Source organism: Streptomyces adelaidensis, assembly GCF_016598475.1.
GTDB lineage: Bacteria > Actinomycetota > Actinomycetes > Streptomycetales > Streptomycetaceae > Streptomyces > Streptomyces adelaidensis.
The window spans coordinates 1-8,605 of the sequence record NZ_JAEMUX010000157.1 but is presented as its reverse complement, the minus strand read 5'-3'; the positions used below and the strand labels follow the sequence as shown (position 1 = coordinate 8,605).

Below are 8,605 nucleotides of genomic sequence, written 5' to 3'. Positions count from 1 at the left end.
GCTTTGGCGCGAGTGATCATGGCCCCGTAAGCTTCCGGCGCGTCGGGCAGTCTGTGGACCTGCCCGGTAAAGCACGACGTTGGGGCCATGATCTTCGAGGCTCGCGCCAAAGTGGCTCCGTAAAGCCGTGGAGCCGACCGCCCCAGCCACGACGTACCCCTTCTCTGGCATCAGGCGTCTGATTGCTGTGCGCGCGGTACGGGCGCCGGCCGGGCTGGAGCGGGGCGGAGACAGGAGCGCAGGCCCGGCCGGGGGCCGGGCCGCGCGCGGGGAGCGGAGCGAGCCGCCTTGAAAACCCGTGAAGAAGGTTGTTACTCAACAGTGGATGTGATGCGCCACAAAGGCGCCTCGTAGCGCTCAGGACGGCTGCTGATGAGCAGTTGGCGCAGGTCCTCGCGTAGGGAACCGTTCAGGTTCATCGCCTCAGTGATGCGGCGGAACGTCGTGTGGGTGATTCCGCGGCTCCGGGCCTCGGCCTCGAACTGGTCGAGTTGAGACAGCACGGCCTGGGGGTCGAGCTTCACCGGTGGCTGCTCCGTGAGCCATGCGGCCTTGTTGCGCTCGTAGTCGATCTCCGAGTAGCCGCAGATTTCGCGACTGTGTGCCTCTACCTCGTCCAGGGTGGGGGTCGTCGTGATGGCGCGTGCCAACTGGTTGCGGCTCAGGGCTTCGTCTAGGTCGACTTCATGGACGGTCGGCCCTTCGTCACTGAGAGGGACGGGAAGGCCGGCGTCTCGCATCTCGCACGTGCCGCGTACACCTCGGGCCGTAGCCGCGAGCATCCCGGTTGCTTCGGAGGGGTGCCACTCCAAGACCGAGCCGACCGACTCAACGTCCTTGGCCGTGACGGTGTGGACGAGCGGGCCGAGCATTCCGCGCAGTTCATCGGGAGGCAGTTCGCCGTCCAGGCCAGGGCCTGCCACCAGGAGGCGGATCTGTGCGTTCACCTGGCAGCACGCTGCAAGGGTGACGGCGTCGGCGAGCGGGCTCTTCAGCGTCGGCTCATCGCCTCGGGCGAGGATGTCTCCGCCAACGTCCAAGAGATCGATCGACTCCGGTGAGAAGTGGCTTACCAACTCTTCGAGCTGGCGGGTGATGCCCTCGACTCCGTGGTGTGGGTCGATCAGCGCGAAGCTGTGCGGGAGCTCTGCTGCGAGTCGGGGGAGTGTGGAGCCTGCTGGAGCGATCGGACGGGCCTCGGCCGGCACTGCCCAGACTGCTGGGGTGAGGCGTTGGAGGCCGGTGAAGTTGTCCGGTCCTCGGGGGCCCGGTACCGGGTCGATCAAAAGGCGGTCCCACGCGTACGTGAGGATCACCGCCTGGTCCTCGTCGCCGTAGAGGGCGGCGTGAAGCATTGAGGCGGCGACTGCGTCGCCCCCTCCTCCTGCTGCGACGATCAACCGCTTCATGCGGTTCAGCGTACGGGGTCGAGGGTTGACCACTCACTCTATAGTGGCTACTGGCCATAGCCACTTGGGCTGGGAAGATGAGGAGGAGAGGCATGCCTCAGATCGAAGAGGCTCAGCCGAAGTATCTCCAGATCGCGCACTACATCCGTGATCAGATCCTTCGGGGCGACCTGCGGCCGGGGGACGAGGTGCCCTCGGAGCGGCAGTTGGCTGCGAACTGGAAGGTGTCCCGTCCTACTGCCGCGCGGTCGTTGGAGGCGCTGAGCCATCAGGGGCTCGTCGAGAAGCGCCAGGGATCGGGCACGTATGTGCGCAGCCTGGAGGTCAACCGTCGGGCGCGTGAGCTGTACGGGCGGGCTCGGCAGACCGGGAAGATCTACACGCCCGGTGAGTACGCGGTGATCACCTCGGCCGGTTGGATGGAGGCCCCGGATCACGTCGTTGAGGCTTTGGGCCTGGTCAAGGATCTGCGGGCTGTGCATCGGCGTCGGGTGACGAACAACCAGGACGGGCCGATCACGCTGTCTACCTCGTGGTTCGCTCCGGATGTCGGCCATCGCGCCCCGAAGCTCCTGGAGCCGGAGCGGATCCAGGAGGGGACGCTCATGTACGTCGAGAACATGACGGGGCGCCAGGGGAGCTACGCCGAAGACCGTATGTGTGCCCGCAGTGCGACGGAGGAGGAGGCGGCAGACCTCCAGCTGCAAGCCGGGTCTGCGGTCCTGATCGTTCATCATGTCGTCTTCGACCTCCAGGACCGGCCGTTGGAGTTCGCCGAAGCCACCTATCCGCCGCATCGCTGGGCGTTCGAGCAGGGCTACCCGCTCACCTGATGGCCTGGGAGTTGTGTCGAACCGCTTGCACAGTCCAAGTGGCTAATGCCACTATCCAGGAAGTGGCTAAGGCCACTTGGATTCGGAAGGGGGCACGGAGTGACGAGTCAGCGGCCGGACCAGGGCGCGCGTGCAACTTGCCGGGGATGCCGGGGGCGCGGTTGGAAGCGCGTCGGCTCCCGCACGGCACTGGCGCTCTCCACGGCCAATGACCGCCTCGGTGCCACGTCGAAACGACGCTGCCTCGACTGCGACGGCAGCGGCAAGGAGTGAGCGCGGATGGCCTACACGATCGACCGCTTTCCCTCTGCGGACTCACCGCGACTCGGTGCCATGACCTTGCACCCCGTCGCGGAGTCCGTACCTCGGGCGCGGCGCTGGTTCCGGAAGTTCATCGCCCCGTACAACCCAGCCTGCTCGATCGACGACTGTGTGTTGATGATCTCGGAGCTGGTGACCAACGCCATTCTCTACGGACGGGCTGACGAGACCTGGACGGTGCGCGTTGCTTGGTACCGCGTGGAGACGTCGCTTCGGATCGAGGTGCACAATCCCGGGTTTCCCGCGAGTGTGCGCATGCGGCAACCGGAGGCCAACGATGCCCATGGGCGGGGATTGCTCCTCGTCGACTCCATCGCCGAGTCGTGGCACTCCGGTCCAAGTCGCTTCGGCGGGACAGTCGTCTCCTTCGACGTTGCCGACGCGTGGCCGTCCGATGAGGGCTTCGGGCCTGTTCTGTCCTGACGGCCCAGTTGTCGCTAGTCTGGTTGACCAGTTGACTTGGCCAATCTCGACAGGCGGCGTTCATGGCGTATGAAGTGGCGGCACCGAAGTATGTGCGCCTCGCGCAGACGCTCCAGCGCCGCATTGAGGACGGCACCTATCCGCCTGGTACTCGGGTGCCCAGTGAGAACCAGTTGGTGCAGGCTTTTGGGATGTCCCGCCCGACCGTCGTGCGTGCGTTGGAGCTGTTGAAGCGCGATGGCTGGCTGGAGTCCCGACAGGGCTACGGCACGATCGTTCGGGGCCGTCCGGAAGTTGTTGAGCAGCAGGATCGGCGAGGGCGCGAAGCCCTGGAGCGCGATGAGTCGGGGGCCTCGGGGCGCCTGATCGAAGTCGCTGAAGTCGCTGTTCCGGCGCGTGTCGCTTCCGCTCTCGGGCTTCCGAAGCGAGCCAAGGTCCTCATGCGCCGCTTCCTGGTGGAGGAGGACGGTGAAGCGGTCGAGTTGGCCTCGTCGTACTTTCCCGCCGGCCTGGTCGAGGGCACCGACCTGGCGAGTGCCGAGACCCTGAGTGGCAGTGTGCGCAAGCATGTGGAAGCTCGGAAGAAAGTCCGCTACGACCATGTGACGGAGCGGGTCTCGGCTCGACTGCCTGAGAGTGGTGAAGCCGAGCTGCTGGGCTTGCCGGACGGGGTGCCCGTGCTCAGTGTCCTGGTCATCGTGTGCGATGCGTCCGGGCAGGCGTTGCAAGTCTCTGACGTGCTGCTTCCTGCCGATCGTCAGGAACTCGAAGACACCTACCGCTTGAACTGACGCCTGATTCAGGCGAGTTCGCCCATAACTCCACTTGACAAGTCAACCTGTCATCTCTAGCTTCGAACTTGCTAAGTCAACTTGTCGGGTGACGAGTTGATCGACTCGAAGGAGAAACTCTGTGCGTGTGATCCGCATTGACGCCTCGACCGCCACGATCCTGCTCACCGAAGCGCCGGCGCCCAAGGTGCGCGACCGGCAGACCGGTGAGATCGCCAAGGATGCCGTGAGCGGTGAGGCACTGATGACGGTCGGCGTCGTCTTCATCGACGAAGGCGAGTCGTCACTGATCCAGGTCACCATCCCCGAGAGCGGAGTGACCGACGGGCTGACGGTCGGTGCTCCCGTCTCGCTGCCGGGGCTCATCGCCCGGCCGTGGGAGAGCGTGTTCAACGGCCAGCAGCGGCACGGCATCGCCTACAGGGCCACCGCCGTGGCTCCGGGTGCCTTCCCGATGGCACAGGCGGGCTGATCGCCGTGACCGACCTGGTGACGCTGGCCGAGTGGGGTGCGCCGCTTGCCGCGATAGGCGGCGGCGCGCTCTACGCCCGGCACGCCCACCCTGCGGCGTACTGGTCCACGGTCGGGCTGCCGGTCTCGGTGGCCCGGCTGCTGGCCTCGTACTCCTCCACCATGGACGCGTGCGGCCTGACGGTCCCGCCGTCCCGGTGGCGGGCGCTGGCCGTCAAGGCGACCACTCGGCGGGAGATCCGGCCCGTACCGCCTCGGCGGGGCATGATCCGGCCCACCTCGACCGGCCTGCGGCTCCGGCTGCGGCTGGCTCCTGGGCAGGAACCTGCGGATGTGGCGGCCTCGGCCGAACGTCTGCGGCACGCCTGGGGCGTTCACGCCGTGTACGTGCGGGACGTCAAGCCCGGGGTCGTGGAACTGCGGCTTGTCGGCTTCGACGTCCTGCGGAAGGTGCGGATGCCCCGCCGTACCGGCTCCGGGCCGCTTCGGGTGCCGGTGGCTCTGCGCGAGGACGCGACGGCCTTCGTAAGGGATTACCGGGCCGTTCCGCATCAACTCGTCCTCGGCGCCACGCTGTCGGGCAAGTCCATGTTCCTGCGCAACCTGCTCACCGGGCTGGCCGCTCAGCCGGTCGTCCTCGTCGGGATCGACTGCAAGCGCGGCGTCGAGCTGGCACCGTTCGCGGCCCGGCTCTCCGCCCTCGCCACCGACCCGGCACAGGCGGCCGAGCTGCTGCCCGTGCTGGTGAAGGAAATGGAGGACCGCTACGACCTGATCAAGGCACGGCAGGGCATCGGCCCCGGGACCCCGGACGAGCTGATCACCTCGGACATCTGGGGGCTGCCGGACGACGAACGGCCTGCTCCCATCGTGCTGTTCATCGACGAGGTGGCGGAACTCTTCCTCGTCGCCACCAGGAAGGAGGAGGAACGGCGGGACGAGATGGTCACCCAGCTCATCCGGCTCGCTCAGCTCGGTCGCGCGGCCGGCATCTATCTGGAGGTGTGCGGACAGCGCTTCGGCGCCGAGCTGGGCAAGGGCGCCACCATGCTCCGGGCGCAGCTGACCGGCCGTGTCTGCCACCGCGTCAACGATGAAGCCTCCGCAAAGATGGCGCTCGGTGACATCGCCCCTGAGGCGGTGTACGCGGCCTGCGGCATCGCGCCCGAGCTGCCCGGCCTCGCCGTCGTCGGCGACACGTCCGGCGGCTGGTCCCGCATCCGTACGCCTCACCTCTCCCTCGCCGAAGCGGCGGCCATCTGCCGCGAGACGGCCCACCTCGCACCCGACGTGCCCGCGCTCGTGCCCTTCCGCCCCTACGTCCCGCCCACGCCCGTGGAGGCGTCCAGGCCGGTAGCCACTCCTCTCCCCGTCGCCGAGTAGCCGCACCCGCTCCCACGGTCGGCGCGGCCGTCCCGCGCCACGTCCCTACCCCACCCATGCCTGAAACCGGAAGGAGTCGCGCCGTGCGTGCCCTGCCCGTCCGTGTGGACGCCGTACTCGTCCAGGCGCTCATCGCCGCCGCGCTGTCCTTCGCCCACCTGCACGACCTTGCCTCCGCCGCCGGACAGGACGGCTGGAAGGCGTGGGCCTACCCGGTCTCCGTCGACCTGCTGATGGTGGCGGCCTGGCGGCGGCTCCGCTCGGGGGAGGCGAAAGCCGCCGGGTGGTGCTGGTTCCTCGTCGCACTGGTCGCCTCACTCGGCGCCAACGTCGCCACCGCTGGGCTTCTCGACCTGGAGAACGTGCCTGCCTGGCTGCGCATCGTCGTCGCCGGGTGGCCTGCGGTGGCCTTCCTCGGCGGCACGCTCCTCGCCCACGGCGCACCGAAGACCCCCCGCGCCATGGGCGACACCGAACCGCCGTCGACGGTCACGGACCTGGCGCCTCAACCGCACGCCACAGAGGTGGAGCCGCCCGCGACGGTGGCCGAGCTGCCGTCCGTCGAAGTCGGGTCGGCTCCGCCCTCGTCCGCCCCCGTACGTCTCACCCCCGTACCGCCCGCTCTCGTCGCCCTCGCACGCAAGGTCGCCGACGAACACCGGGCCCGTACCGGCACCCCCATCGACACCTCGACCCTTCGTGCCCGGCTCGGTGTCCCGATGCCGCTGGCCGAAGCCATCGCCGCTCAACTCACGTGATCTCGGAGGACTTTCCACCTTGCGACCGTCCACGCTCCGCGCACTCAAGCGCGCCGCCGAGCTGACACGACAGAACCGCCTCACCGAAGCCGTGCTCATCGCCGAACCCGTGATCCTCGCCGCCGACACCTACGAAGGCGACGAGATCTTGCGCTGGCTCGCCGACCACGTCACCGACTTCACCGGCGAGATCGACAACGACCCGAAGGAGAACCCCTGATGCCTGCCAACCGCCGCTTCCGCAACCTCGTCCGCATCGGTCCCGTCCAGGTCGGCACGTACTACGACGGCCGTGGCCGTGAGAAGCACACCGCCGCCTGCACGGCTCCGCGCTGCGGCTTCTCGACCGACTACGACAGCCGGGCCGCCGCCGAGCTGGCCGCACGCACCCACCGCTGCGCCGTCCGCTGATCCCAGACGACACCCGAGACGACACACCCGAGGAGATCCCGTGACCATCTCGCTGCCGCTCGTCTTCGTCCTGGGCGTCATCGCCTGGGCCGCGATCAAGTTCCTCGGCGTCCGCCTGTGGGTCGCCGCCGTGATCGCGCTGTTCGGCTTCTGGCTCTCGCACACCGTCCTCGCCCCGGCCATCGAGTCCGGCACCCGCTCCGGGGTCGACGTCGTCAACGGCAACCGCGACTGAGCCAACGACCGCACACAACCGGCAAAGGAGACCCGCCGTGTTCCGTCCCAAGCTGCCCGACACTCCGCACGTCCCGAGCATCACCACGCACATCCCGCAGAACCACGCCCCGGTTCCAGCTCACTCCGCCGGCCGCCCGATCGCCCCGTTCGTGGGCGTCGGTGTCGGCGCGGTCGCCGCCGTGGTCGTCGTCGGGGTCGTCCTCACCGCGCTCCTGGCGGCGGTCGCCGTCTCGGCCATCTCCGTGGCCATCGCCGCCGTCGTCCTGCGCTCCCTCGTCAACGGCGCCGACAAGCGCTGACCGGCCGCCGGGGCGGCAACAAGCCGCCAAGCATCCCGCCGCCCCGGGGCCGTCCCTCCCAACCGCCGAAACAGCCGAAAGGAAGTCCCATCATCACCCGGCAGACTCCGCCCCCGCTGGCGGAACTCTCCATGCTCGCCTCACTCGGCACCCTGCCCGAACTGGCCCGCCAACTCTCCGGCCTGGGCGGCTGCACCCACCCCGTACGCCTCGACGGCCACCGCACCGAGTACGCAGTCGACACGACGACCGGTGAAGTCGGGCGCGTCCTGCACCACCTCGACTCGACCGCCCTCCCCGCCGGGAACCTCCTTGTCCGCTGCAACAACCGCCGTGCCACCCGCTGCGCGGCCTGCGCGGAGGTCTACCGCCGCGACACCTACCACCTGATCACCGCCGGACTGCGCGGCGGCAAGGGCACCCCTGAACAGGTCGGCACGCACCCGCGCGTCTTCGCCACCTTCACCGCGCCGGGCTTCGGCCCGGTCCACAACCGTCCCTCCAGCGGGCGGCCCTGCCGTTGCGGTGCCCGGCACGACGACACAGACCCGGCCCTCGGCACACCCCTCGCCCCAGACACGTACGACTACGAAGCGGCCGTGCTCTGGAACGCGCACGCCGGGGCCCTGTGGCGCCGGTTCTCCATCTACCTCCGCCGTGAGGTCGCCAAGCTGGCCGGCCTCACCCAACGCGCCTTCCGCGACCACGCCCGCATCTCCTTCGCCAAGGTCGCCGAGTACCAAAAGCGCGGTGCAGTGCACTTCCACGCGATCATCCGCCTCGACGGCCCTGAGGGCGGCGACACCTCACCCCCGGCGTGGGCTACGGCCGAGCTGCTGAGCGACGCGATCCACGCCGCTGCCACCGCCGCCCGTGTCAGCGGCCCGACCGTCGACGGCCGGGCCCACACCTTCACCTTCGGCCGTCAGCTCGATGTCCGTCCGATCCGCTCGGCCGACTTCGACGGCGGCCAGGAGCTGACCGAGCGGGCCGTAGCGGCGTACATCGCCAAGTACGCCACCAAGGGCGCCGAGACCGCGACCGGCACCCTTGACCGGCCGATCCGCTTCCTCGCCGAGCTGGCAGGGTCCCGGATCACCGACCACGCCCGCCGCATGATCCGCACCGCCTGGACCCTCGGCGCGCGCCCCGAGCTGGCAGATCTCCGCCTACGCGCCTGGGCGCACATGCTCGGCTTCCGCGGCCACTTCTCCACCAAGTCCCGCCGCTACTCCACCACCCTCGGCGCCCTCCGCGACGCCCGCGCCG

General features: G+C 69.0%; 12 protein-coding genes. 11 read left to right on the top strand and 1 reads right to left on the bottom strand.

The features are described 5' to 3' along the window. Window positions 1-311: 311 nt before the first annotated feature. Window positions 312-1,355 (bottom strand): DUF1152 domain-containing protein, encoded by a 1,044-nt coding sequence (locus I8N67_RS40210; protein WP_234047039.1) that lies wholly within the window; start codon window positions 1,353-1,355, stop codon window positions 312-314. A 146-nt stretch (window positions 1,356-1,501) separates the two neighbouring features. Between I8N67_RS40210 and I8N67_RS40205 the strand changes: the two genes are divergently transcribed. The 11 genes from I8N67_RS40205 to I8N67_RS40155 all read left to right on the top strand — a co-directional run. Next, window positions 1,502-2,242: a GntR family transcriptional regulator gene (locus I8N67_RS40205; protein ID WP_200309260.1), complete on the top strand. Its 741-nt coding sequence runs from the start codon at window positions 1,502-1,504 to the stop codon at window positions 2,240-2,242. A gap of 279 nt (window positions 2,243-2,521) precedes the next feature. Further along, complete coding sequence (locus I8N67_RS40200) at window positions 2,522-2,986, top strand: ATP-binding protein (protein ID WP_200309259.1); 465 nt, start codon at window positions 2,522-2,524, stop codon at window positions 2,984-2,986. Between the two features lie 62 nt (window positions 2,987-3,048). After that, window positions 3,049-3,777: a GntR family transcriptional regulator gene (locus tag I8N67_RS40195; RefSeq protein ID WP_200309258.1), complete on the top strand. Its 729-nt coding sequence runs from the start codon at window positions 3,049-3,051 to the stop codon at window positions 3,775-3,777. 121 nt (window positions 3,778-3,898) lie between these two features. Then, a complete protein-coding gene (locus I8N67_RS40190; protein WP_033530342.1) occupies window positions 3,899-4,249 on the top strand; it encodes an SCO3933 family regulatory protein in 351 nt (116 codons plus the stop codon). A 5-nt stretch (window positions 4,250-4,254) separates the two neighbouring features. Then, window positions 4,255-5,631, top strand: a complete 1,377-nt coding sequence (locus I8N67_RS40185; RefSeq protein WP_200309257.1) for an FtsK/SpoIIIE domain-containing protein — start codon at window positions 4,255-4,257, stop codon at window positions 5,629-5,631. Window positions 5,632-5,714: 83 nt separating this feature from the next. Next, a complete protein-coding gene (locus I8N67_RS40180) occupies window positions 5,715-6,389 on the top strand; it encodes a DUF2637 domain-containing protein (protein WP_200309256.1) in 675 nt (224 codons plus the stop codon). Between the two features lie 19 nt (window positions 6,390-6,408). After that, window positions 6,409-6,609, top strand: a complete 201-nt coding sequence (locus tag I8N67_RS40175; protein WP_200309255.1) for an RING finger protein — start codon at window positions 6,409-6,411, stop codon at window positions 6,607-6,609. After that, complete coding sequence (locus I8N67_RS40170; RefSeq protein WP_033530338.1) at window positions 6,609-6,800, top strand: mobile element transfer protein; 192 nt, start codon at window positions 6,609-6,611, stop codon at window positions 6,798-6,800. The genes I8N67_RS40175 and I8N67_RS40170 overlap by 1 nt, the downstream gene beginning before the upstream one ends. A gap of 40 nt (window positions 6,801-6,840) precedes the next feature. Further along, window positions 6,841-7,035 carry a hypothetical protein gene (locus tag I8N67_RS40165; RefSeq protein ID WP_200309254.1) on the top strand — a complete coding sequence of 65 codons (195 nt, stop codon included), beginning with the start codon at window positions 6,841-6,843 and terminating at the stop codon, window positions 7,033-7,035. 37 nt (window positions 7,036-7,072) lie between these two features. Next, window positions 7,073-7,336: a SpdD protein gene (locus I8N67_RS40160; protein WP_200309253.1), complete on the top strand. Its 264-nt coding sequence runs from the start codon at window positions 7,073-7,075 to the stop codon at window positions 7,334-7,336. Between the two features lie 131 nt (window positions 7,337-7,467). Then, window positions 7,468-8,605, top strand: a 1,138-nt coding sequence (locus I8N67_RS40155; RefSeq protein WP_200309252.1) for a replication initiator, incomplete at its 3' end; no start/stop codon positions are given.